At 64.3% G+C, this 20,519-nt stretch carries 21 protein-coding genes and 1 pseudogene; 11 read left to right on the plus strand and 11 right to left on the minus strand.

Annotated elements, in window-relative coordinates; translation table 11 throughout:
• Positions 1 to 153: 153 nt before the first annotated feature.
• Positions 154 to 783, plus strand: a complete 630-nt coding sequence (locus BLT66_RS22805; protein WP_092761550.1) for a LysE family translocator — start codon at positions 154 to 156, stop codon at positions 781 to 783.
• A 56-nt stretch (positions 784 to 839) separates the two neighbouring features.
• Here the strand turns inward: BLT66_RS22805 and BLT66_RS22810 are convergent, their stop codons facing one another.
• Positions 840 to 1,910 (minus strand): LacI family DNA-binding transcriptional regulator, encoded by a 1,071-nt coding sequence (locus BLT66_RS22810; RefSeq protein ID WP_092761552.1) that lies wholly within the window; start codon positions 1,908 to 1,910, stop codon positions 840 to 842.
• Between the two features lie 112 nt (positions 1,911 to 2,022).
• Between BLT66_RS22810 and BLT66_RS22815 the strand changes: the two genes are divergently transcribed.
• From BLT66_RS22815 to BLT66_RS22840, 6 genes are read left to right on the plus strand one after another with little or no spacing between them, the layout of a single operon-like run.
• Positions 2,023 to 2,925 carry a carbohydrate ABC transporter permease gene (locus tag BLT66_RS22815; protein ID WP_092761554.1) on the plus strand — a complete coding sequence of 301 codons (903 nt, stop codon included), beginning with the start codon at positions 2,023 to 2,025 and terminating at the stop codon, positions 2,923 to 2,925.
• A 12-nt stretch (positions 2,926 to 2,937) separates the two neighbouring features.
• A complete protein-coding gene (locus tag BLT66_RS22820; protein WP_092761556.1) occupies positions 2,938 to 3,825 on the plus strand; it encodes a carbohydrate ABC transporter permease in 888 nt (295 codons plus the stop codon).
• Between the two features lie 31 nt (positions 3,826 to 3,856).
• On the plus strand, positions 3,857 to 5,164 hold the full coding sequence (locus tag BLT66_RS22825) for an ABC transporter substrate-binding protein (RefSeq protein ID WP_092761558.1): 1,308 nt from the start codon (positions 3,857 to 3,859) through the stop codon (positions 5,162 to 5,164).
• A gap of 13 nt (positions 5,165 to 5,177) precedes the next feature.
• Positions 5,178 to 6,590 (plus strand): alpha-glucosidase/alpha-galactosidase, encoded by a 1,413-nt coding sequence (locus BLT66_RS22830; RefSeq protein WP_092761560.1) that lies wholly within the window; start codon positions 5,178 to 5,180, stop codon positions 6,588 to 6,590.
• A gap of 14 nt (positions 6,591 to 6,604) precedes the next feature.
• Positions 6,605 to 7,756, plus strand: a complete 1,152-nt coding sequence (locus BLT66_RS22835; protein WP_092761562.1) for an ABC transporter ATP-binding protein — start codon at positions 6,605 to 6,607, stop codon at positions 7,754 to 7,756.
• Between the two features lie 7 nt (positions 7,757 to 7,763).
• Positions 7,764 to 9,908 (plus strand): alpha-galactosidase, encoded by a 2,145-nt coding sequence (locus BLT66_RS22840; RefSeq protein WP_255407049.1) that lies wholly within the window; start codon positions 7,764 to 7,766, stop codon positions 9,906 to 9,908.
• 58 nt (positions 9,909 to 9,966) lie between these two features.
• On the opposite strand, the pseudogene BLT66_RS27480 reads toward BLT66_RS22840, so the two are convergent.
• The 5 genes and pseudogenes from BLT66_RS27480 to BLT66_RS22865 all read right to left on the minus strand — a co-directional run.
• Positions 9,967 to 10,150: pseudogene (locus tag BLT66_RS27480) on the minus strand (P-type conjugative transfer protein TrbG); the annotation flags it as partial.
• A complete protein-coding gene (locus tag BLT66_RS22850; protein WP_092761568.1) occupies positions 10,101 to 10,310 on the minus strand; it encodes a hypothetical protein in 210 nt (69 codons plus the stop codon). The gene BLT66_RS22850 and the pseudogene BLT66_RS27480, both read right to left, overlap by 50 nt.
• An 8-nt stretch (positions 10,311 to 10,318) precedes the next feature.
• Entirely contained in the window at positions 10,319 to 10,732 is a 414-nt protein-coding gene (locus BLT66_RS22855) for a hypothetical protein (RefSeq protein ID WP_092761571.1), read from the minus strand.
• A 258-nt stretch (positions 10,733 to 10,990) separates the two neighbouring features.
• Entirely contained in the window at positions 10,991 to 11,932 is a 942-nt protein-coding gene (gene ispH / locus BLT66_RS22860) for a 4-hydroxy-3-methylbut-2-enyl diphosphate reductase (RefSeq protein ID WP_092761573.1), read from the minus strand.
• Positions 11,929 to 12,396 carry an FKBP-type peptidyl-prolyl cis-trans isomerase gene (locus tag BLT66_RS22865; RefSeq protein ID WP_092761575.1) on the minus strand — a complete coding sequence of 156 codons (468 nt, stop codon included), beginning with the start codon at positions 12,394 to 12,396 and terminating at the stop codon, positions 11,929 to 11,931. The genes ispH and BLT66_RS22865 overlap by 4 nt, the downstream gene beginning before the upstream one ends.
• A 40-nt stretch (positions 12,397 to 12,436) precedes the next feature.
• Here BLT66_RS22865 and radC point away from each other — a divergent pair, with 40 nt between their 5' ends.
• Positions 12,437 to 13,132, plus strand: a complete 696-nt coding sequence (gene radC / locus BLT66_RS22870) for a RadC family protein (RefSeq protein ID WP_092761577.1) — start codon at positions 12,437 to 12,439, stop codon at positions 13,130 to 13,132.
• Positions 13,133 to 13,135: 3 nt separating this feature from the next.
• Positions 13,136 to 13,771 (plus strand): Smr/MutS family protein, encoded by a 636-nt coding sequence (locus BLT66_RS22875; RefSeq protein WP_092761579.1) that lies wholly within the window; start codon positions 13,136 to 13,138, stop codon positions 13,769 to 13,771.
• Between the two features lie 223 nt (positions 13,772 to 13,994).
• Here the strand turns inward: BLT66_RS22875 and BLT66_RS22880 are convergent, their stop codons facing one another.
• Genes BLT66_RS22880 through BLT66_RS26865 form a run of 3 tightly spaced genes read right to left on the minus strand, consistent with a single transcriptional unit; the run spans position 13,995 to position 17,062 of the window.
• Positions 13,995 to 14,894, minus strand: coding sequence for a dioxygenase family protein (locus BLT66_RS22880; RefSeq protein ID WP_255407050.1), 900 nt, complete (start codon positions 14,892 to 14,894; stop codon positions 13,995 to 13,997).
• A gap of 43 nt (positions 14,895 to 14,937) precedes the next feature.
• Positions 14,938 to 16,221, minus strand: a complete 1,284-nt coding sequence (locus BLT66_RS22885) for a hypothetical protein (protein ID WP_143029271.1) — start codon at positions 16,219 to 16,221, stop codon at positions 14,938 to 14,940.
• A complete protein-coding gene (locus BLT66_RS26865) occupies positions 16,202 to 17,062 on the minus strand; it encodes a DUF6502 family protein (protein WP_176955144.1) in 861 nt (286 codons plus the stop codon). The genes BLT66_RS22885 and BLT66_RS26865 overlap by 20 nt, the downstream gene beginning before the upstream one ends.
• A 99-nt stretch (positions 17,063 to 17,161) precedes the next feature.
• Between BLT66_RS26865 and BLT66_RS26870 the strand changes: the two genes are divergently transcribed.
• Complete coding sequence (locus BLT66_RS26870; protein ID WP_176955145.1) at positions 17,162 to 17,848, plus strand: dioxygenase family protein; 687 nt, start codon at positions 17,162 to 17,164, stop codon at positions 17,846 to 17,848.
• A 136-nt stretch (positions 17,849 to 17,984) separates the two neighbouring features.
• A complete protein-coding gene (locus tag BLT66_RS22895) occupies positions 17,985 to 18,623 on the plus strand; it encodes a hypothetical protein (protein WP_092761588.1) in 639 nt (212 codons plus the stop codon).
• Between the two features lie 35 nt (positions 18,624 to 18,658).
• Here the strand turns inward: BLT66_RS22895 and BLT66_RS22900 are convergent, their stop codons facing one another.
• Both BLT66_RS22900 and BLT66_RS22905 read right to left on the minus strand, forming a co-directional pair.
• A complete protein-coding gene (locus tag BLT66_RS22900) occupies positions 18,659 to 19,756 on the minus strand; it encodes an oxidoreductase (RefSeq protein WP_092761590.1) in 1,098 nt (365 codons plus the stop codon).
• Between the two features lie 19 nt (positions 19,757 to 19,775).
• The gene (locus tag BLT66_RS22905) at positions 19,776 to 20,180 is read right to left on the minus strand and encodes a group II truncated hemoglobin (protein WP_092761592.1); all 405 of its coding nucleotides are present in this window, start codon (positions 20,178 to 20,180) and stop codon (positions 19,776 to 19,778) included.
• Positions 20,181 to 20,519 lie beyond the last annotated feature (339 nt).

The following is a 20,519-nucleotide window of genomic DNA, read 5'->3' on the forward strand; positions in this document are numbered from 1 at the left end:
CAAAATCCAGCGCCCAAACCAGGCATATACGGCGCTACAGTGGCAGCTCTGCAGGCTTGCACTTCCACTCAAATGCTATGCAATCTGTAGCTATCTGCGCAGGTAATATATGCGCTAGAAGCCTATTTAGCCCACAACATGAAAGGTCTAGCAATGGATACGCTCACCACCCTGGCCAGCATCCTGGCCGTGCTGTTCATAGGCGTGATCAGCCCTGGCCCAAGCTTCGTATTGGTGGCGCGCACCGCCATCGGCCATTCACGCGCGGCCGGTGTGGCTTCGGCGCTGGGCATGGCGGCCGGGGCCTGTGTGCTGTGTATCGTTGCCCTGCTCGGGCTGCACGCCGTGCTGCAGCAGGTGCCACTGGCTTACTGGGGCTTGAAGCTGGCCGGTGGCATGTATTTGCTGTACCTGGCTTACAAGATCTGGCAAGGCGCCAAGACGCCGCTGGTGTTGGCCGATGGCGGGCCGCCCGATGCCGCGGGCTGGCTGCGGCACTTTCTGGTCGGCACTGGCACCATGGTCAGCAACCCCAAGGCGGCGGTGGTTTACGGCGTGATCTTCGCCGCCCTGCTGCCGGCGACGCCCTCTGCCGCGCTGAACCTGGCGCTGCCGCCCAGCGTGTTCGTGCTGGAGGGCTGCTGGTATCTGCTGGTGGCCCTGACCCTGTCGTCGGCACGGCCACGGCAAACCTATCTGCAAGCCAAGACCGCCATCGACCGGGTGACCGGCGCGGTGCTGGGCCTGTTGGGTATCAAGCTGCTGCTGTCTTCGTCACGCTGAGGCGTGGTGCTATTAAATAAATAGCTGCTTGCGCAGGTATTCTCTGCGCTAGCGACCTATTTCTTTTGAACGGACGCTAGCCGGGCACCGCAGGATTCGCGCACAACCAGCGGCATCAATGCCTCGGGCACCGTGGTACGTACCGGCGTTTCTTTGCGCAGCAGGGCCATCAGCATGGCCATGGCGTCGCGGCCCAGGCCCACGGTGTCGGTGCGCACGGTGGTCAGCGCTGGACTGGCAAATTCGGCCATCGGGATGTCGTCGTAGCCGACCAGGGCCACGTCCTGCGGCACGCGCAGCCCGGCTTCGTTCAATGCGCGGATGGCGCCGAAGGCGATGGTGTCGTTGCCCGCAAACAGCGCAGTGAACGGCACTTTGCGTGCCAGCAGCTCCTGCGTGGCGCGGTAGCCGCTGGCGGCGCTGATGTCGGCATAGGCCACCCAGGCCGGGTCTATGGCAAAACCGTGCTCGGCCATGGCTTCACGCCAACCACGCTCGCGCTCGTTCACCGCCAGGTATTCGGGCTGGGCAAAGTTGACGAAGGCAATGCGGGAGTGGCCCAGGCCGATCAGATGGTTGACCGCCATCTTGGAGGACAAAGAGGTGTCGTTGCCGGTGGTGTGGAAGCGGTCCATATCGGGCAGGCCCGCACCAAATACCACCATGGGAATACCGGCCTCCAGTACCCGCTCCAGGTACTCGCGTCCCGGCATGCTGGGGTTGACCACGATCAGGCCGTCGATGCGGCGGCTGCGCACCAGGTCGACAAAGCCACCGGGCTCACGGCCCTCGTCGTCGCTGGATTCGATCAGCATCTTCAGGCCGTAGCGGTGGCATTCCTGGTTGATGCTGGCCACCAGCTGGGCCAGGAACACGTCCACATACAGGTGCTCGGCCTTGGGAATGACCAGGGCCACGGTGCCGGTGGTGCCGCCGGCCAGGGTGCGCGCGGCGGCGTTGGGCTCGTAGCCGATCTCGCGGGCCGCGGTCAGCACTTTTTCGCGTGTGGCTTCGCTGATGCCCTGGTCGCGCACATTGTTCAGCACAAAGGACACGGTGGTGCGCGACACGCCGGCGCGGCGCGCGACCTCGCTGCTGGTGGGGGGAGATTTCAAAGAACTGGGCATGTCGCCCTATCGTAGCCGAAACCTGCAATCTCGCGTTTTCCCTAGTACTAACGCGCGTTAATTAACTTAGCATCCGCCAACTAACTCGCGTTAGCAATAAAAAGGAGACACGATGCAAGCCAAATTTCCGCACGCACTCAGCGCCACGCGGCGCGCCGAAACCCTGACCGCTTGGGTGTTGGTGCTGCCGGCCTTTATCGGTTTCGCGGTGTTCTATGCCTGGCCCACGCTGCGCGCCATCGAAATCAGCCTGACCGACTGGAACATGCTGCGCAGCCCGAAGTTCGTCGGCCTGGCCAACTACGCCGCCATGCTGCAAGACGGCAAGTTCTGGCAGGGCATGAAGCTGTCGGCCATCTATGTGGTGCTGAACATCCCGCTGCAAATCGTGCTGGGCCTGTTCCTGGCCGTGGCGATGGACCGGCTGACCAAGTCGCTGTTCGTCAAGTCGCTGGTGCTGCTGCCCTACCTGCTGTCCAACGTGCTGGTGGCGATGATGTGGCTGTGGATGCTGGACCCGTTGCTCGGCCTGGTGAACTCCATGATCGACGGCCTGGGTTTTGACCGCCAACCCTTCTTTGGCGGCGCAGACCAGGCGCTGCTGACGGTGGCGGCCGTGAACATCTGGCGCCACATGGGGCTGGTGTCCATGCTGTTTTTGGCCGGTCTGCAAAACATCCCGCGCCACCTGTACGAAGCCGCGTCGCTGGAGGGTGCGAGCGAATGGCAGATGTTCTGGCGCGTCACCCTGCCGCTGCTGCGCCCGGTGATGGTATTTGTGCTGGTGACCAGCGTCACCGGCTCGTTCCAGATCTTCGACACCATCGCCGTGACCACCAACGGCGGCCCGCTGGATTCCACCCGCGTCATCGTTCACTACATCGTGCAGAACGCCTTCAGCTTCTACAAGATGGGCTACGCCTCGGCCATGTCGATGGCGCTGTGCGTGGTGATGGTGCTCTACACCGTGTTCCAGATGCGGGTGATGAACGCCTCGCAAAACGACTTGGCTTGAAGGAGCCCCACCATGACCACCCACCGTTTGTTTTCCCCCGGCCGCATCCTGGCCTGGGCCGCGCTGCTCACCATGCTGGCCATCACCCTCGCCCCACTGTGGATGGTGGTGAAAACCGCGCTGATGCAGCCAACCAACGTCTACACCGAATCCACACAACTGCTGCCCAGCGACCCGACGCTGGGCAACTTCCAACGGGTGCTGGGCTTTATGACGCAAGCGGAAAGCGAGGCCATGGGCGGCTCGGGGGCCGACATCAACTTCATGCGGGCCCTGGGCAATTCGCTGGTGTTTACCGCCACCATCGTGGTGCTGCAGGTGACTTGCGCGTCGATGGCGGCGTATGCGTTTGCCCGGCTGCGCTTTCCAGGGCGCAACACATTGTTTGCACTGTTTGTGGGCTCGATGATGGTGCCCAGCGTGGTGACCTTCATTCCCAACTTCATCCTCATCAAGGACCTGGGCCTACTCAACACCATGACCGGCATGGTCGCGCCGTTCTGCCTGATGCAGGGGTTCTCGGTGTTCTTCTTGCGCCAGTTCTTTCTGTCGATTCCACGCGATCTGGAAGAGGCCGCATTGCTGGACGGCGCCTCGTTTCTGTACATCTTTGCCCGCGTGGTGATGCCGCTGAGCATCACGCCGCTGGCCACGATTGCCATGCTCACCGGCATCAATATGTGGAACGAATTCTTCTGGCCCTTCCTGGTGGCCAAGGACGAAATGCGGCAAGTCTTGCCGGTGGCACTGCAATCTTTCAAATCCCAGACACCCCAAGGCCAGCCCGACTGGACCGGACTGATGGCGGCCACGGCCATCACGGTGATGCCAACCATTTTGCTGCTGGTGGTCTTTGGCCGCCGGGTAGTCGAGTCGGTGCAGTTCAGTGGCGGCAAGTAAGTTTTTCCAACCAACCATAACGGAGACAAGCATGAAATTCCCATTCACCACCCTGGCCGCTGCAGCACTCGCCTGCGTCGGCACCGCCCACGCGGCAGAAGTCAAATACCTGCTGTGGGACGCGATGCAACTGCCTGCCTACAAGCAGTGCGCCGCCGATTTCGAGAAAAAGAACCCGGGCACCACCATCAAGATCAGCCAGTCCGGCTGGGACGACTACTGGGCCACCGTCTCCACCGGTTTTGTCTCGGGCACGGCACCCGATGTGTTCACCAACCACCTGGCCAAGTACCCTGAATTTGCCAAGAACGGCCAGCTCGTGGACCTGACCCCGCTGATCCAGCGCGACAAGGTGGACACTGCGGCTTACGCCCCCGGCCTGTTCGAGATTTGGGGTCGCGACGGCAAGCAGTACGGCCTGCCCAAGGACTGGGACACCATCGGCTTCGTGGTCAACATGGAGATGGCCAAGAAAGCCGGTGTGACGCTTGCCGACCTGCAGAGCATGACCTGGAACCCCAAGGACGGCGGCAGCTTTGAGCAGATCGTGCGCAAGCTCAGCGTGGATGCGGCCGGCAACAACGCCACCAGCCCAAGCTTCGACAAAAAGAAAGTCAGCGTCTACGGCTACCAAACCCCACGCGGCGCGCCCGGCATGATGGGCCAGACCGAGTGGAGCCACTTTGCACAATCCAATGGCTTCAAGTTCCAGGACAAGCCCTGGGACGCCAAGTTCTACTACGACGACCCCAAGCTGGTCGAGACCATTGCCTACATCGCCGGCCTGCCGGGCAAGGGCTTGTCGGCCAGCTTTGAAAACGCCAAGTCGCTGGGTTCGGACGCGATGTTCGTCGGCAAGAAGGTTGCCATGGTGCCGCAGGGCTCGTGGATGATCACCTACTTCAAGAGCAACGCCAAGTTCGAGAACGCCTGGGTACCGCTGCCCACCGGCCCTACCGGCACGCGCGCCACCATGTTCAACGGCCTGGCCGATTCAATCTGGGCCGGCTCCAAGGTCAAGGACGACGCCTGGAAGTGGGTCAAGTACCTGGGCTCGGCCGACTGCCAGAGCGTGGTGGCCAACACCGGCGTGGTGTTCCCTGCCATCAAGGGCCAGGCGGAACGGGCCATGGAAGTCCAAAAAACCAAGGGCATCGATTCCAGCGCCTTCCTCACCATGGCCAAGTCTAAGACCTTCCTGATGCCGATTGCCGATGGCGGCTCCGAGATCGACGAAGTCATGAAATCCGCGCTGGAAGGCGTGCTGATGGGCAAGACCGATGCGGCCACCGCATTGAAAGCCGCAAATATCAAAGTCAATGAATTAGCCAAGAAGTAAAAGGTCCACCACCATGCAAAGCCGTATCAAGATCACCCTCATCGGGGCGGGCAGCATCGTCTTCACCCGCAATCTGCTGGGCGATATTTTTTCCTACCCGGAACTCGCAGGCTGCGAAATCGCGCTGCACGACATCGACGAGCACCGCCTGCGCCTAGCCGAAATGGTGGCGCAGCGTCTGGCCGGCACGCTGGGCGTGTCGCCGACCATCACCGCCAGCTCCGACCGGCGCCGCGCGCTGGCCGATGCCCGCTTTGTCATCAGCACCATCCAGGTCGGCGGCTACAAGCCAGCCACCGTGACCGACTTCGAAATCCCGAAGAAGTTTGGCCTGGAGCAAACCATAGGCGACACCCTGGGCATAGGCGGCATCATGCGCGGCCTGCGCACGATTCCCGTGCAGCTGGCGATGCTGAAAGACATGGAAGATGTCTGCGCACCCGGCGCCATCCACCTGAACTACGTGAACCCGATGGCCATGATCACCTGGGCGCTGAACCAGGCCAGCACGCGCATCCCCACCGTCGGCCTGTGCCACAGCGTGCAGCACACTGCGCACGAGCTGGCGCACGACCTGGGTATTCCGGTGGAAGAGATCGACTACCACTGCGCCGGCATCAACCACATGGCGTTCTATACCAAGTTCGAGCACCAGGGTGTCGACCTGTACCCGCGCCTGCGCCAGATCTACGCCGAAGGCAAAGCCCCGGGCTGGAACAAGGTGCGCTACGAAATGCTGCACCAGCTGGGCCACTTCCCTACCGAGTCCAGCGAACACTTTGCCGAGTACGTGCCCTGGTTCATCAAGAAAGGCCGTGAGGATTTGCTGGCGAAGTACAACATCCCGCTCGACGAATACCCGGGCCGCTGCCAGATATTCGAGCACGCCTGGCCGTACATCGAGCGCGAACTGCAAGCCCCGGGCACGCAGGATGCGCAGGCACTGCTGGCCGAACTACAGGCCGCCGACATCCATGTGCTGCCGCGCGAAATCGGCGCGGCCGCGCGCCTGCTCGAAGGCCTGAACACGGTGACCCGCTCGGTCGAATACGGCGGGCAGATCATCCACTCCATGGTCAGCGGTACACCGCGCGTGGTCTACGGCAATGTGCTCAACCACCAGCTGATCGACAACCTGCCCCAGAGCTGCGCCGTCGAAGTGCCGTGTCTGGTGGATGCCAACGGCGTGCAGCCCACGCGGGTTGGCAAGCTGCCGATCCAGCTGGCTGCGCTGATGCGTACCAACGTGAACGTGCAAGAGCTGGTGGTCGCTGCGATCACCCAGCAGAAGCGCGAGCACGTCTACCACGCCGCCATGCTGGACCCGCACACCGCCGCCGTACTCGACCTGGAGCAGATCCGCGCCATGGTCGACGAGCTGCTGCTGGCCCACCGCGCCTTCCTGCCCGAATACCTGCACGCCTGAAAGAGAGCACCACCATGGCCAGCATCGAACTCCGCTCCGTCCACAAAACCTATATGGACGACGTGGCGGTCATCCGCGACGTGGACCTGCACGTCAAACAAGGCGAGTTTTGCGTCTTCGTCGGGCCTTCGGGCTGCGGCAAGTCCACGCTGCTGCGCATGGTGGCCGGGCTGGAAGACATCAGCAGCGGCGAGCTGCTGATCGACGGCCAGCGCATGAACGACACCCAGCCCGCCAAACGCGGCGTGGCCATGGTGTTCCAAAGCTATGCACTGTTTCCGCACATCAGCGTCTACGACAACCTGGCCTTCGGCATGACCCTGGCCAAGATGGACAAGGCGCTGATACGCAAGAAGGTCACCGCGGCGGCCCAGGTGCTGCAGCTTGAGCACCTGCTGGACCGCAAACCCAAGGCCTTGTCCGGCGGCCAGCGCCAGCGCGTGGCAATTGGCCGCGCCATCGTGCGCGAGCCCGGCGTGTTCTTGTTCGACGAACCGCTGTCGAACCTGGACGCATCCCTGCGCGTGCAGACCCGCTTCGAGATCGCCAAGATCCACCGCGACTTCGGCAAGGCCAGCACCATTTACGTGACGCACGACCAGGTCGAAGCCATGACCCTGGCCGACCGCATCCTGCTGCTGAATTCCGGCCCTGCGGTGCTCAAGGAAGGCAGCGTGGCCCAGTGCGGCTCGCCGCTGGAGCTGTACCACCGGCCGCGCAACCTGTTCGTGGCCGGCTTCATCGGCTCGCCGAAAATGAACTTCCTGTCCGCCCTGCTGCTGGAGGGCCATGCCGACCACGCCCGGGTGCAGCTGCCCAGCGGCGAGGTGCTGGACGCCCTGGTCGATGCCAGCGCGCTGCGCCCCGGCCAGCCCGTGACACTGGGCATACGCCCCGAACACGCGCTGCTCGGCACCGCCACCCAGCCCATCGTACGCGAGGTGCAGTGGCAAGAGCGCCTGGGCGAATCCACCTACCTGTTCCTGGCCAGCGGCGTGGCCAACCAGCCGCTGGTGGTCAAAGCCCCGGGCCAGGCCCATGCCGACACCGGCCAGCGCGTCGCCATCTCCCTGCCCACCGCCTCCTTGCATGTCTTCGACGAGAACGGCCACGCACTGGAGCGGCGCATTCCTATTGCCGACCTGCTAATCCCCCATGCCGCCTGATTACTCCATGTCCCCTGAATTTCTGATCCTGCACAGCCAGCACAGCACGCTGGTACTCGAATGCCCACCCGATGAAGCCCCGCTGTGGCGCTACTGGGGGCCGCGCCTGCCCGACGGCAGCACGCCCGGACCAGCCTTACGCGGCACCCGCCCCCTACCCTCGTTCATGCTCGACTTCGACCAGCCGCTGACGGTGCTTCCCACCTTCGGCGTCGGCTGGTTCGGCCAGAGCGCCTTACTCGCGCACCGGGTCGGCCTAGACTTCGCCCAGGCCATTACCGAGTGCCAGGTGGAATGGTCGGTGCCCGGCAGCGCCGTGGTGCTGCACCTGCTGGACGCCGTGGCCCAGCTGCGCTTCGATGTATCGCTGGCGCTGGACGTGGCCAGCGACGTGCTCACTATGCACACCCGTCTGACCAACCTGGGCGATGCCAGCATCGACGTGCAGTGGCTGGCCGCCGGCACCCTGCCCTTGCCCGGCGATGCGGCCACCGTGCGCTCCTATGCGGGCCAGCACAACCATGAATTCCTGCTGCAAACCGACACATTGAGTCGCAGCCAGTGGCGGCGCGAGAACCGGCGCGGCCGCACCTCGCACGACTGCTTCCCCGGCGCCGTGGTCACCACGCCCGGCAGCACAGCAGACAGCGGCCTGGTGTTCGGCGCGCACCTGGCCTGGTCGGGCAACCACCAGCAAACGATTGAGTGGCTGCACGACGGCCAGTACCAGTGGCAAATGGGCGAATGGCTGGCCCCCGGCGAAGGCCGGCTCGCACCCGGCGCCAGCCTGCAGACACCCGAGATCGTCGCCAGCTGCTCCACCCAGGGCCTGAACGGCCTGGCGGCCAACTTCCACGCAGCCCTGCGCGCACGCATGGCCTGGCCCGGTGGCAGCATGCGGCCGCGCCCGGTGCACCTGAACACCTGGGAGGCCTTCTACTTCGACCTGGTGCCGGCCGATGTGATGGCGCTGGCCGATGCCGCCGCCAGCGTGGGCGTGGAGCGCTTTGTGCTCGACGACGGCTGGTTCCACCGCCGCCACCACGACCGCGCCGGCCTCGGCGACTGGTGGCCCGACAGCGACAAATTTCCCCAGGGCCTGGGCCCGCTGGTGCAGCACGTCAATAGCCTGGGCATGGAATTCGGCCTCTGGGTCGAGCCCGAGATGCTCAACCCCGACAGCGATCTGCACCGCCAACACCCCGACTGGGCACTGCAGATCGCCGGCCGCCCGTTGATCACCGCGCGCAACCAGCTGGTGCTGGATATTTCGCGCCCCGAGGCCGCCGACTACCTGTTCGAGAAGATCGATGCGCTGCTGGCCGCCCATCCCATCCGCTACCTGAAGTGGGACCTGAACCGCGACCTGACCACCGCCGCCCTGGCCGGCGGTCTGGGCAGTGCCGGCTACCGCGCGCAGGTGCTGGCGATCTACGCTTTGCTGGCGCGGCTGCGTGCAGCCCATCCCGAGGTAGAGATCGAAAGTTGCTCGGGCGGCGGCGGCCGCATCGACTTCGGCGTGCTGCGCCACACCCACCGCGTCTGGGCCAGCGACTGCATCGACGCCTTGTCGCGGGTGCAGATACAGCAGGGCTTCGGCCAGTTCTTCCCGCCGGAAATCCTGGGTTCGCACATAGGCACCGCACCCGCCCACACCACCGGCCGCAGCCAGTCGTTGGCCTTCCGCGCAGCGGTGGCGATGACCGGCCATCTGGGCGTCGAGCTGGACGTACGGCATCTAGACGAATCGACCCGTAGCGCGCTGACTGCCTGGATCTCCCGCTATAAAAACTGGAGAAATCAGCTGCACCACGGCCGCGTCTGGCGCGGCGAGGCGGCCGACGGCCTGGTCTGGCAGGCACATGGCGATAGCGATGATCTGCTGCTCTTCGTCTACCGCTGCCAACCCACCAGCCACCGCTACACGCCGCCGCTGCGTTTGCCGATGCTGGACCCGCAGGCCCGCTACCAGGTGGAGCAGTTGGTGCCCATCGCAGCAGACGGCGCCGTGCAGTCCCCTGCACCCTTCTTCGACCAGCTGCAGGCCGGCGGCGTGGAGCTGCACGGTGCCTGGCTGGCCCAGGCCGGCCTGCCGATGCCGCGTGCTACAGCGGAGACCTGTTTTATTGTGCGGCTGCTGCGGGTGGGGTGATGGTCGGCTTGCTATTCAAATAGTAGCTGCTGGCGCATGTTCTTTGTGCGCTAGCAGTCGATTTGGCTTTAACCGCTTGAAGAAAGCGGATCTTCTCCAGCGACAGGCCCAACTCCACCGGTGCGGCAGTACTGGCCGCCCGGGCCTGGCGCTGCAGGGTCAGCATCTTGTCCTTTGGGCTGGGACCACGCCTCAATCCTGGAGACGCACACCCAAGGCATCCAGCTTCTTTGCGTACGAGTCCCTGCGTTTTGCCGCCTTTGCAGCTGCGTCAACGGCTGCTTGGATGGCCTTGGGCCCCTTTTTCGCAGCAGCTTTGATCAATTCGAACTTGTGAGCGGCATCTGACTCCGCCCGCTTGAAAGTGGCGATGATTTCGACATGGGCAACAGATGGCTTCACAGGTGCCCTTAAAGCTTTATGTTGGTGCGAAGCAACGCTGTTCTCAATTCGCGGTTAGCTGGTTTTGAAACATCTACGCCTTGAACCGCCAGGTCGAACTGTGAACCCGGCCTGATGCTGGTTGGGAGTATTTTTTTTACGGGATTCGTGGTGGGGTACTTGCCATCGGCAGGACACATGCGAACGGAAAACCCGAATTCGTCGAGTACACCTTTCGCGTACAACTCCGCCAAATGCTGAAACGACACGAATGTCGAGCATTTCACTTCTTTAACCCCTGGCTCGCGGATGCTGCGAACGATCTCAAATTTACCAAGGGTATCTCGTTGTGTATTCGTAAAGGGATGTACAAAAAACGTCCCACGCAGTCCTCCCTTTGGAGACGCCAGCGTGTGCTCGACGGCGATATCAGTTAACAGCATGTTGTTTTCCTTGTGATTCAATAAGCCACAGCGGGTCCAGCCACATTGGCCTCCATCACACCCCAAAGTTACCGCTAGCGATTCTCAAACCAGGCCGCAGGAGAGTCGATGCCTCTTGAGATACGAAGCGTTCGACATTGGCAACGCTCACCTTACCGGACGGGACCGTATGGTTCGCATACTAGGAATTGTGGCAACGAAACGAAGGGCTGCTTGTGGCCGGTAGCCGCCCCTCATTGAAAGAAGCGCCCCTCCGCCTCACCCCTCGATCCGCAACCCCTTTGGCAGCGGAAACTTGACCGTCTCCTCGATCCCATCCATCTTGCGCACCGACACCGCGCCCAGCGCGCGGATGCGGTCGATGACTTGCTGCACCAACAGCTCAGGCGCCGAGGCACCGGCGGTCAGGCCGACGCGGGACTTGCCTTCGAACCAGGCGGGGTTCAGCTCTTCGGCGCTGTCGACCATATAGGCTTCGGTGCCCAGCTTCTCGGCCAGCTCGCGCAGGCGGTTGCTGTTGGAGCTGGTGGGGCTGCCGACCACGATCACGATGTCCACCTGCGGGCTCATGATCTTGATCGCGTCCTGGCGGTTCTGCGTGGCGTAGCAAATGTCTTGCTGCTTGGGCTCGCGGATCAGCGGGAAACGGGCCTTGACGGCGGCGGCAATCTCGGCGGCGTCGTCCACGCTCAGGGTGGTCTGCGTGACCACCGCCAACTTGGTGGTCTGGCTGGGCTGCACCGTGGCTACATCGGCCACGTCTTCCACCAGATGGATGCCGCTGTCGAGCTGGCCCATCGTGCCCTCGACCTCGGGGTGGCCCTTGTGGCCGATCATGATGAACTCATAGCCCTCTTTGTGCAGCTTGGCCACTTCGACGTGGACCTTGGTGACCAGCGGGCAGGTGGCGTCAAAGATCTGGAAACCGCGCGCCTCGGCTTCGCGCTGCACCGCCTGGCTCACGCCATGGGCCGAGAACACCAGGGTCGCGCCGGGCGGCACGTCGTCCAGCTCTTCGATGAAGATGGCTCCGCGCGATTTCAAATCATTCACCACATAGGTGTTGTGCACGATCTCGTGGCGCACATAAATCGGGCTGCCGAACTTCTTCAACGCGCGCTCGACGATCTCGATGGCCCGGTCCACACCGGCGCAGAAGCCGCGCGGTTCGGCCAGGATGATCTCTTGGGCGGCGCTCATAGCACGCCTATCAGTTGCACTTCAAAGGTCACCGGCTGGCCGGCCAGCGGGTGGTTGAAGTCGAACAGCACAGCGTCGGGGCTGTCGGCATTGCCGACCTGCTGTACCGCGCCGGCGTAATGCCCCAAGCCATCCGGCGTGGGGAACTGCACTACATCGCCCACGTGGTACTGCTCCAGCGGGTCGCCCATCTGGTTGAGCAGCTTGCGCGCTACCCATTGCTGCATATCGGCCTTGCGTTCGCCGAAAGCCTCGCCTGCGGGGATGCTGAAGGAGGTGCGCGTGCCCTCGGGCAGGCCCAGCAGCCGCTGCTCGACCGCGGGCGACAGCTGGCCGGTGCCCAGCGACAAGGTGGCAGGCTTGTCGTTGAAGGTATTGATGATGTCGCCCGTGGGGCCGCCCAGGCGGTAATGCAGGGTCAGGAAAGAACCCGGCTGCACCAGGGGAAGGGAATTAGATGGCATAGGAGTCTCGGTAAACTGGGCTCTATTGTAAAAGTCTGCCATGCCGCTCAAAGATCTACCCCCCGATGCCCGTCCGAGAGAGAAGCTTTTGGCACGCGGGCCGTCCGCCCTGAGCGACGCCGAGCTGCTGGCCCTGCTGCTGCGCACCGGCATCCAGGGCAAGGGGGTTTTGCAGATGGCGCACGAGCTGCTGCAGATCGTCCACCCGGATACCGACGGCTTTGGCGGGATTGCCGGCCTGCTCAACGCCACCGCCGACGACCTGAAGCGCGTCAAAGGCCTGGGTCCGGCCAAGCGCGCCGAAATCATCGCCGTGCTGGAGCTGGCGCGCCGCGCCATGGCCCAGCGGCTGCAGGAGCGGCCGGCGTTCAGCGACCCGGATGCGGTCAAGCACTATCTGCAGCTGCATTTGTCGGCCAAGCCGCACGAGGTGTTTGCCGTGCTGTTTCTGGACGCGCAAAACCGCCTGCTGGCCATGGAAGAGCTGTTCCGCGGCAGCCTGACCCAAACCAGCGTCTATCCGCGCGAAGTGGTGCTGCGCGCCCTGCACCACCAGGCTGCCGCCGTGGTGCTGGCGCACAACCACCCGAGCGGCTCGGTCGAGCCGTCGCGCGCCGACGAAGCCTTGACGCAAACCCTAAAAGCCGCTCTGGCCCTGGTCGACGTGCGGGTGCTGGACCACATCGTCGTGGCCGCGGGCCAGGCCTGCTCGATGGCCGAGAAAGGCCTGGTCTGAAGCATGAAAATCAATTCCCTGCAGGATCTGAAGAAGATCCAGAAAACCATTGCCGACGCCGCTGCGCTGAAGGCCGCGCAACAGGCGGCCGAGCTGGAAAAACAGCGCCGCCTGGCAGCCCAGAAGAACCTCTTCATCAATGCTGCAGGAGCCGTGCACCGCATACCGGATAAGCGTAAGGCGCTATTGAAAAAAGAGCAACCGGCGCCGATTGCGACCCAGCTGAAACTGGACGAACAGGCGGTGCTGGTGGAAGCCATCAGCGACGGCTTCGACGCCAGCAGCCTGCTGGAAACCGACGAAACCCTGAGCTACCGCCGCCCCGGCATCGGCATCGACGTGCTGCAGCGGCTGCGCAAGGGCGAATGGACCATCCAGCGCCAGCTGGACCTGCACGGCCTGCGCAGCGACGCGGCGCGCGACGCGCTGTCGGGCTTCATCCGCGAAGCCCACAAGCACGGCATACGCTGCGTGCGCGTGGTGCACGGCAAGGGCCTGAGCTCGCCCGGCAAGACCCCGGTGCTCAAGGCCAAGGTGCGCAACTGGCTGGTGCAGAAGAACGAGGTGCTGGCCTTTGTGCAGGCCCGGCCCATGGAAGGTGGCGCAGGCGCGCTGGTGGTACTGCTGCGGCCCAGCTGAAATTTAGTAACTGCTCACACCCCCAGGCTGCAGTGCTTCGCATCTTTCGCCACCCCCCTTGCAGGGGGCAACACCAGCAGCCTGGCTAAGCCAGTTCTGCGGTGTTTCTGGACGGCGTACGTTCCGTCTGCACGAGGGAATGAGTAGTTACGAATTTATAAAAATGTGCTGCTAGCGCTTATGTCATCTGCGCCAGCAGCTACTGAATGCATAGCAAACCAGCTCAGGCCGAGATACCCACCGTCAAGCTTGCCGCATAGCCGGCGCTGGTGCTGCCGGTCACCGTGGCCATCTCGGTGCTGGTGCCGTCGCTGAACACGTTATCGGTGGCAAACGTGATGGCGGCCAGATTCGCCACGCTGGCCGAGTAGCCGGTGGTCGCGTAGACCGCGCTGCACACATCGCGCGGCAAGGCGATTTGCGAGGTGCGCACCTGGTCGCCAGCCGGCGTGGTGGTGGCTGCGGTTTGGCTAGCGTACACCTCGAAATGGATGTGCGGCATGCGGCCGCTGTAGCAGCCGGGGAAGATGGTGGTGAAGGTCACGCTGCCGTTGCTGTCGGTGACCTGCACACCACGCAGGTAGTTCTCGCCGGTCACGCCGCTGGAGTACATGGAGTACAGGCCGTCGCGGGTGCAGTGCCACAGATACACCGCATAGCCCGACAGCGCGGCGCAGCTGGAATTGGTGTTGACCAGCGTCAGGGTCACCGTCAGCACCACGCCGGCCGCGGTAGTGGTGGAGCTGACGATGCTGGAGCGGATGTCGCTGCGCACGATGCCGCTGAGGGTCAGGGCATTGACGGTGCTGCCATTCAGCGAGTTGGTGCCATCGGCCGGATACGGGCCATTGGTTTCGCTGGCGATGGTGGTGATGTTGCCGCAGCTGCCGGTGGTGGTGGTGGTGGACGTGCCGGTGCTGGAGGTATCGGTCGTCGTGGTGCTGCCCGTGGCCGTGCTGGTGCTGGTCGTGCTGGCCGAATCACCACCTCCGCAGGCCAGCAGGCCCAGCGGCGCCAGGCTGCCCACGCCCAGCCAGCGCAGGGCACGGCGGCGTTCGGCGACCATCTGGCCCAGGACTTCCAGGTCGTGGGCCAGACCGTGGTGGTGGTTGTCATCGTGCATGCTTTTCTCCATTGAAGTGAACGTCAAGAAATGGGTGGGTTTGCTAGGTAGCCGGGGAACACTGGACCCGCGTCGCGGTCACCGGCTGGCCGGGGGTCTGCACGCCGCCTTCTACCCGCACCGATATCTGGGCCGTCAGCGACACCGCTTTGCAGCTGTTGTCGATCACCGCGGCGGCAGCCTGCACCTGCACGCCGCGCAGGCTGAACTGCACGCTGCTGGTGTTCCAGTTGATGCCGCTGGTGTTGCCTATCAGCAGCGTCTTGCCGCCCAGGTCGTCATTGGGGGCCGAGCCGCTGCGCACATCGACGCTGCTGGCGACCAGCTTGTCGCCCACCCGCTGCACCTGCAGGCTGATGAATTCGCCACGCGCCAGCGCGGCCTCGTCTAGTACCAACCCGGCGGCCAGCTGCACCGTCATGCCCTGCACGACCACGGTGCGGGCGCTCGCATCGAACTGGCTGGCCAGCCCGCCCAGGCGCAGGGCCTGGCCGGTCGCCAGATCGGCCGCACTGGTTTCGGAACGCAGCACCAAGGTGGCCTGCAGCGGCACGCTGCTGGAAGCCGCGGCCCAGGCGCTTTGCGTGGCCCATACCTGTACCACCGCGCCATCGGCCAGATCGGTGGGCAAACTGCTGGCCTGCACCAGCGTGCCGTTGCTGGCGTTCAGGCGGAAGCTGGTACCCGACAAGCCCTGCACCACCCCACCCAGCTGCACCAGCGCCGGGGCAACGGCCAGGCGTTCCATGCGGGTGGCGACCAGTACCGTGGCCGATTTGCTGGCGTCCCAGACCCAGGAGCCGAACACCTCCATGGTGTCGCCGCTGGCGATGGCCGCCACGCCGCTGCAGCCATCCAGTACCGTGGGCGAGCTGCGCGTGGGGTCGCTGTTGTTGTTAACCACCCGCACCCACTGGCCCAGCACCTGCATCCAGCCGTTGTAGTCCGGCAGCGCCGTTACCGGGCCGACCAGCTGCGACAGCACCTCGATGCTTTGCGCGTTGTTGCTGCTGTCAAACACCAACCGGACCCGCTGGCCCAGCTTGACAGAACTGCTCTGCAGCGCGCCGGCGCCATCGGGCCTTTGCACCGAAGCGCGGGTGTCCGCATATTCCACGCCGTCGACGATCACGCTGCCAAAGCCGCTGACCGTGCCGCTGGCTGTGCCGGAGCCGCCACTGCCCACGCCGGCCACATCGCCGCCGCCGCAACCATCCAGAATCAGCGACAGGATGAGCACCAGCATGCCCATGGAAATGGCGGCCATCCAGCCGCGCCAGCCGCGGCGGCGCTCGTAGGCCCCTGGGCTAGCGTGTATTTTCTGCATGCGGGGCATCTCCATCTCCATCGGGTGGGTTGTTATCGGGTGCGCTGGGCTCCATCGGCGCGCTCAGGCAGAACATGCCCAGGCGGATGCGCTGGTTGCCGCCGGCGGGTTCGTCTTGTTCGCACAAGGGCACGGCGGCTTGCACCATGGCCGCCAGCACGTCGCGCCACAGGCTGTTGGCCAGCTGCTCCAGCTGCTGCACCGAGGCCGGGCTCAGGCCGTCGGCAAACACGCTTTGTTCCAGATAGGTTTTGCCGTCGCTGGCGCTCAGGTTGTGCACCCCGGCTTCAATGTGGTCGGCCACGCTGCCGGCCAGCAGGCGGCGCGACTCTTCCAGCGACGGGTTCGGCACAAAGGCCTGGCGGCACAGGCGCACCTGGCCGTCCTCTTCGATCACCACGCCCAGGCGCACCAGCTCCAGCAGCAGCGCGCGCGGATGCATGTCTTTGGACACCGCGCGGGCCAGTGCTTCAAACGAGCGTTCCAGGCCGGTGAACGGCAGGCTGTCCGGCCAGTCGGAGGCCAGCCAACGGGTCATCACCTGGCTGGCGGGTGTGGGTTTGCCCAGCTGGGCACGTACATCCACGGCGCGGGCGGTTTGGCCGAAAGCACGCACGTCTTTGCGGTGCACACCGGACAGCAGACTGACGGCCGAATCGGTCTGCTTGCCGCCGATGCGCGCCAGCTCGGCGCGCGCCGCCTCCAGGAACACAGGCTTCAGCGCCGCCGTCAGCTCGGTATAGCCGACACCCGAGCGCAGCAGCCAGACCACCAGGGGCTGCAGCATGGCCAGCACCTGGGCCAACACGGCCTGACCAGGAGACGGAGTGGGTGTTTGCATGGCGCGATTATATATGGGAATTTTTCCCATAAAAAGAAAAATACGCTATATTCGGCCCCATCGCAGCCGCGCCCCACCCCGTATTCCCAAGGAAATCCGATGACTCCCAGCGCCTCCGCTGCCGCCCTTCTGCCGCTGCGCCCGCCCGTGCACAGCCCACTCGCCAGTGCCGGCATGGACGAGGACAGCTGCGTGCTCAGCAGCATGGAGGTTGCCGGCCCAGCGCTGTTCAGCGTGGGCGGTGCGCCGCTACTGCGCCGCGACATCACCGAGGGCCGGCCCGGTATTCCGCTGAGCCTGACGCTGCAGCTGCGGGATTGCGATAACCAGGGCGAAGCCATCTGCGGGGCCGAGGTCTATGTATGGCATTGCGACGCCGAGGGCCGGTATTCGGGCGGCCACAGCGGCCCGGAGATCACCGCCATCGGCGAAACCTATCTGCGCGGCGTGCAGTTCAGCAACCAGGCGGGCAGCGTGGTGTTCCACACCATCCTGCCGGGCTGCCACCAGTGCCAGCTGGAGCACATCCATCTGCTGGTGCTGCTGCCCAGCACGGTGCCGTCTTCGCGCACCGTGTCCACCGCCAGTGCGCAGCTGCTTTTTCCGTATGCGGTAACCACTGCAGCCTATAGCTGCTCCACGCTGTACCGCCCCTCGCTGGACATGCAGCCGCCCGCCCACGCAGCCGAGCCGGCCGACAGCCCCAGCCAGCACACACTGCAGGTCAGCGGCAACGCCAGCACCGGCTATGCCGCCAGCCTGGTAATCGGCATCACCAGCGTCTAATAATCTGTTGTAAGCCACGCGCCCCGCCTGTAGGACGACGCCGCAAATTGCCTGGCCTCGGCGCCAGACCGCCTACGATGGAATATCTCCCAGGCCGCGGGCGCGGCCTTATTCCTATAACGAGACGAGGTGCCCTATGTTGATCCAAAAAACCACGCTTGCCGCGCTGACGGCCGGCGCATTGCTATTAGGCAGCGGAATACAGGTCGCCCACGCAGCAACCGGTACCAGCAGCACCGCGGCTGGCAAGCTGACCTCCAGCTACGCCAGCTTTGCCGGCTCTCCCGAAAATGCGCAGTCGCTGGTCGACGGTCTGCGCACCGGCAGCCTGATCACGCTGCAGCCCAACCCTCACGGCCCGTATGCGTCGGAGCCCGCAGCCAGCCTGGCACCCAGCACCGGCAAGCTGGGCTACGGCAATATCAACATCGCCCTTGGGCTAGCCAAAACCTCGCTGGCCCAGCAGGGCATCACCAACCCGACGCCCACCCAGCTCGCAGCCGCACTTGGCGGTGTGCTGGGGCAGCGCAGCGAGGGCATGGGCTGGGGCCAGATCGCCAAGAGCATGGGCGTCAGCCTGGGCTCGGTGGTCAGCGCTTCGCACACTGAAAAAAGTGGCAAGAAAACTGCACACACGAACCAGGTGGCCAGCCTGGCCAAAGCCGACAACGCCGCCGGCAAAAGCAATGCGGGTGGCAACAGCCGCAATGGCGGGGGCAAAGCTGGTGGGAACGGCGGCGGCAATGGTGGTGGCAATGGCGGCGGCAAGAAGTAAAGCCTGCTCCGCCTAGCCCCGCGCAACCAGCACCGTCAGCGCAGGTCGCCGGTTGGCACGAAGGCGGCTTGCTTCACGCTCTGCTCGCCCCGGCCCAGCAGGGCCATCACCTGGTAGACCTGCTGCGGCGTCACCGGTGCAGCCGTGGCCTTACCCTGCAGATAGTCCCGCAGACCGGCGTAGTACTGCAGGTAGTTGCCCGCCACATCGGGCGTGGCCTCGGTCACCGGCCCGGCGGCGGCGTGGTGCACCAGTTGGCCGGTCAAGGGGTCGGCACCCCAGTCGCCCAGCGCATCCAGCTGCGGACGGCCACCCGCCTTGAGCGCGTCTTCTTGCGTATCGAGCCCAAACTTGGTGAACGAGCCGCCCGTGCCATGCACTGCAAAGCGCGGTCCGGAGCTGGTTACGCAGGAGCTGGCGTGCAGCACCACGCGCAGGCCCGGATGGCTGGAGCCGTAGCGCAGCTGAGCGTGGAAATAGTCGTTGGTCTGGGTGTTCTCGCGCTGGCGGGCCACGTCCAGCGACAGGTCGTCGGGTACGCCAAACAGCTGCAAGGCCTGGTCGACCAGATGCGCGCCCAGGTCCAGCCAGAGGTCGGAGCCAGGAATGTCCTGCTCGCGCCACTTGCCGGGCACCACATGGCGGAAGCGGTCGAAGTGCGATTCAAAATGCGTGATGCGTCCGAGCTTGCCGCTGGCCAGTACCTGCTGCAGCAGCAGGAAGTCGCCATCAAATCGGCGGTTCTGGTAGACCGTCAACACGCGGTTCTGCTGCCGCGCCACGGCCAGCAGATCCTCGGTCTCGGCCAGGGTCACGGTGCAGGGCTTGTCCACCACCACATGCTTGCCCGCCAGCAGGGCCGCGCGCGCCAAGGCGTGGTGGCTGGCGTTGCTGGTAGCGATGACGACCAGGTCGATCGTCGGGTCGGCAAACGCCGCCTCGGGCGTGGGCACCACGCGCACCTGGGGCCAGTCCTTCTGCACCGCCTCGGGTTTGCTGGAGCAGATGCAGGCCAGCTCCAGGCCGGGCACGCCGGCCACCAGCGGCGCATGGAAGACCCGGCCGGCCAGGCCGTAGCCGATGACGGCTACGCGGATCGGGGCGGTGAAAGGGGTGAATTGGATGTGTGTCATGGTGTGGTTTCTCGTGTGGTCAAACGCCGTGGTTGCGCATCCAATCGGCGGTCTGGAAGAAGCTGTCGCGCAGGCGGGCGCGCAGGCCCTCGTCCACGCCGGTCTCGCCCATCGCCTGGTCCATGCAGGCCAGCCACTGGTCCCGCTCCAGGATGCCGATCTTGAACGGCATATGCCGCGCGCGCAGCCGCGGGTGGCCAAACTGCTCGGTGTAGTACTGCGGCCCGCCGAGCCAGCCGCACAAAAACATGAACAGGCGCTGGCGCGCGTTCTCCAGCCCCGGGCCGTGGGCGGCGCGCAGGGCGGCGTAGCCGGGCTCCAGGTCCATCAGGTCGTAGAAGCGGTCCACCAGCGCACGCACCGGCGCTTCGCCCCCTATCCATTCAAACGGGGTGGCGGCGGGTGGTTTTTCTTGGATCTGCATGGCAAAACGGTGAGGGAAGAAATTGATAAGAAATACGGCTCTGGCGCTTATTCAAGCTGCGGCGTCTGCTATCCAAATCGCAGCACACAGCCGACTTGGCTAGGAGGCAGTGTACGGTTTCATCGGTTATTCAGTAAAAACTATCAATGAAATAAATTCGATTGTCTTTACGCATGATTGGTGTTTCCCTACCATTTGCGCTGTAGTCAAACACTAACCTGGATTGGAGTGCAAAGCATGAAAGAACTGAGAACCACCGCCGGCCTGTTGATCAACGCATCGGGGCTGGTGATTCTGCTGTCCAACCTGGCGCAATGGCACGCGGGGTGAAGCCAGCTT

The sequence above is a fragment of the Rhodoferax sp. OV413 genome, assembly GCF_900104385.1.
Classification (GTDB): Bacteria; Pseudomonadota; Gammaproteobacteria; order Burkholderiales; family Burkholderiaceae_C; genus Rhodoferax_B.

Coding starts and splice junctions, on each gene's coding strand:
- BLT66_RS22805 (WP_092761550.1), top strand. CDS start 154: ATGGATACGCTCACCACCCTGGCCAGCATCCTGGCCGTGCTGTTCATA.
- BLT66_RS22810 (WP_092761552.1), bottom strand. CDS start 1,910: ATGCCCAGTTCTTTGAAATCTCCCCCCACCAGCAGCGAGGTCGCGCGC.
- BLT66_RS22815 (WP_092761554.1), top strand. CDS start 2,023: ATGCAAGCCAAATTTCCGCACGCACTCAGCGCCACGCGGCGCGCCGAA.
- BLT66_RS22820 (WP_092761556.1), top strand. CDS start 2,938: ATGACCACCCACCGTTTGTTTTCCCCCGGCCGCATCCTGGCCTGGGCC.
- BLT66_RS22825 (WP_092761558.1), top strand. CDS start 3,857: ATGAAATTCCCATTCACCACCCTGGCCGCTGCAGCACTCGCCTGCGTC.
- BLT66_RS22830 (WP_092761560.1), top strand. CDS start 5,178: ATGCAAAGCCGTATCAAGATCACCCTCATCGGGGCGGGCAGCATCGTC.
- BLT66_RS22835 (WP_092761562.1), top strand. CDS start 6,605: ATGGCCAGCATCGAACTCCGCTCCGTCCACAAAACCTATATGGACGAC.
- BLT66_RS22840 (WP_255407049.1), top strand. CDS start 7,764: ATGTCCCCTGAATTTCTGATCCTGCACAGCCAGCACAGCACGCTGGTA.
- BLT66_RS22855 (WP_092761571.1), bottom strand. CDS start 10,732: ATGCTGTTAACTGATATCGCCGTCGAGCACACGCTGGCGTCTCCAAAG.
- ispH (WP_092761573.1), bottom strand. CDS start 11,932: ATGAGCGCCGCCCAAGAGATCATCCTGGCCGAACCGCGCGGCTTCTGC.
- BLT66_RS22865 (WP_092761575.1), bottom strand. CDS start 12,396: ATGCCATCTAATTCCCTTCCCCTGGTGCAGCCGGGTTCTTTCCTGACC.
- radC (WP_092761577.1), top strand. CDS start 12,437: ATGCCGCTCAAAGATCTACCCCCCGATGCCCGTCCGAGAGAGAAGCTT.
- BLT66_RS22875 (WP_092761579.1), top strand. CDS start 13,136: ATGAAAATCAATTCCCTGCAGGATCTGAAGAAGATCCAGAAAACCATT.
- BLT66_RS22880 (WP_255407050.1), bottom strand. CDS start 14,894: ATGCACGATGACAACCACCACCACGGTCTGGCCCACGACCTGGAAGTC.
- BLT66_RS22885 (WP_143029271.1), bottom strand. CDS start 16,221: ATGCAGAAAATACACGCTAGCCCAGGGGCCTACGAGCGCCGCCGCGGC.
- BLT66_RS26865 (WP_176955144.1), bottom strand. CDS start 17,062: ATGCAAACACCCACTCCGTCTCCTGGTCAGGCCGTGTTGGCCCAGGTG.
- BLT66_RS26870 (WP_176955145.1), top strand. CDS start 17,162: ATGACTCCCAGCGCCTCCGCTGCCGCCCTTCTGCCGCTGCGCCCGCCC.
- BLT66_RS22895 (WP_092761588.1), top strand. CDS start 17,985: ATGTTGATCCAAAAAACCACGCTTGCCGCGCTGACGGCCGGCGCATTG.
- BLT66_RS22900 (WP_092761590.1), bottom strand. CDS start 19,756: ATGACACACATCCAATTCACCCCTTTCACCGCCCCGATCCGCGTAGCC.
- BLT66_RS22905 (WP_092761592.1), bottom strand. CDS start 20,180: ATGCAGATCCAAGAAAAACCACCCGCCGCCACCCCGTTTGAATGGATA.